This is a genomic window from uncultured Nostoc sp. (assembly GCF_964245575.1).
Classification (GTDB): Bacteria; Cyanobacteriota; Cyanobacteriia; order Cyanobacteriales; family Nostocaceae; genus Nostoc.
In genome coordinates this window covers 14,208-16,166 of the sequence record NZ_CAXTNP010000188.1, presented here as the reverse complement: position 1 = coordinate 16,166, position 1,959 = coordinate 14,208, and the positions used below count along the sequence as shown (strand labels likewise).

General features: G+C 45.0%; 2 protein-coding genes and 1 pseudogene. 2 read left to right on the top strand and 1 reads right to left on the bottom strand.

All coding sequences use genetic code 11. The features are described 5' to 3' along the window. Positions 1–512 (bottom strand): HAMP domain-containing protein (locus tag ACFFAP_RS25500; RefSeq protein ID WP_375513833.1); only part of this gene is annotated, 512 nt, incomplete at its 3' end. Positions 513–935: 423 nt separating this feature from the next. Between ACFFAP_RS25500 and ACFFAP_RS25495 the strand changes: the two genes are divergently transcribed. Both ACFFAP_RS25495 and ACFFAP_RS25490 read left to right on the top strand, forming a co-directional pair. Continuing rightward, positions 936–1,142, top strand: a complete 207-nt coding sequence (locus ACFFAP_RS25495; protein ID WP_375513832.1) for a hypothetical protein — start codon at positions 936–938, stop codon at positions 1,140–1,142. Beyond that, positions 1,105–1,590: pseudogene (locus ACFFAP_RS25490) on the top strand (Uma2 family endonuclease); the annotation flags it as partial. The gene ACFFAP_RS25495 and the pseudogene ACFFAP_RS25490, both read left to right, overlap by 38 nt. Positions 1,591–1,959: the final 369 nt, after the last annotated feature.

The window sequence follows — 1,959 nt, the reverse complement described above, 5'->3', positions numbered from 1 at the left end:
CCTTCAGTTCCCACTTCACGAGCAACCCGCGTTACTTCCGACGCAAAAGAACCAAGCCGATCCACCATCGTGTTGACGATATTAGCAGTTTGGAGAAACTCACCTTGCAGAGGTTTGCCGTCAATTTCTGTAGCGATCGTTTGCGATAAGTCACCATTGGCGACTGACCGAATTACCCGCGTAGTTTCAGCTGTTGGTTGAACTAAATCTGTAATTAGATTATTGACAGAAGTAACACAATCTGACCAAGAACCACGAACATCTCCGAGAGAGGCGCGATCGGAAATTTTGCCTTCTTTGCCGACAACGTTACCAATCCGTTGTAGCTCCGCCGCCATCCGCTCATTCTGGTAAATAATATCATTGAGCGTATCAGCGATTTTCCCCGCTACACCAGTATGGTCTATGGGCATCCGAGCCGAGAAGTCACCCTGTTTAACAGCATTCAGCGTTCTTAGTAGCTGATTTAAATCTAGATTATCGCTGTCTCTAGTTAACTGTTCGGTTGCCATAGCCTTATCCTTAATCTTGATTCTTGAGGAATTTTTTGTATTTTTTGCACCCCGTACCTAGTGAGATAACTTTGAGGTAATGCGGATCAAAATAGAGAGTAGGGAATAGAAAGTGGATCAAACTAATTTTTATGGGTGCGAGTGTTAGCAGTTGATAAGGACTGCTAACTAAATGGTATTGCCGTCGATGTATCTGGCATACCACTTAGCCAATGATAGCGAGTTGGCGTCTGTTATGCAGCATCAATTGTCGGCGATGCCTAACTTGGGCGAGTAAGCGATCGCACAGGAGAACACACGATGACAATTCAGATTACATTTTATGATTTTTGGAATTTGAGGAAAGCAGTAAATCAAGAATTCCTAACTGATAACTGAGGTTTGCTAAAGTCAAAAGTATCCGGCAACTCCAAGGATTGGCAAATGGTTAGAGAGTACTCACCCCAGAGACATCTGCCTCCGCTTGAAAGTGGCGGATTACACGCCCTAGATCACAAAGACGCGATAAATCGCCGTCAAGACAATAATCAGTCCTTTGTCTTGACGGCGATTTATCGCGTCTCTTGCCTTAACCGAACCGTATTGAGACGCAGGCGGACAAACCCGTTTAAGCAGCGACGGTTACATTGAAGGATCTCCCGAATTGAGTGTTGAAATTGCAGCGAGTAGTGCCGCTATTGATACAGGCAGCAAAAAGCAGGTTTATCGCCGTAATGGGGTGTTGGAGTACGTAATCTGGCAATCTTACGAGAATCAAATTGAATGGTTTTGCCTAATTGATGGCGACTATCGATTGCTATCTCCCAGTGCAGATGGAATTATTCGCTCTCAGGTGTTTCCGGGTTTGTGGTTAGCGGTGGAGGCGCTGTTAAACAATCAGATGGTGCAAGTGTTGGAGGTCGCAAAACGCAATGAGTTGCATACGTTTGCAGTCATCCCTCAACGCTGGGTAGTAGAACGTTCATTTGCCTGGCTTGAGAAGTGCAGACGGTTATGGAAAAACTGCGAAAGAAAGCTCAACACCAGCCTACAGTTGGTTGTCCTTGCTTTCCTCGCATTGATAATGAAAAGATCATAAACAGGCTCTATAGGAATCTGGTTTGATTTTTGAACAAAATTAAGTATTTGTAGGTATAGAGTGCGTTACAGGAAACGCACAAAATCCTTAAGAATGGTGCGTTAGCGACAGCGTAACGCACCCTACTAGCTTGACACAGCTAAAATAGTGCATTAGATGTAGGTTGGGTTGAGCAACGCGAAACCCAACATTGATCGGAGTGTTAGGTTTCGTTCCTCAAACGCCACTTGCTTTAAGTCGGGAAACCGCAAGGGCGCAGTGGCTCCCCAACCTACAATTTTTTTGCAACAATTTAGTGTTGACACGCCACTACGTATTTTTTCAACTCGCGATCGCACCCGACACCCCATTCATAGATCCATTTGCAGA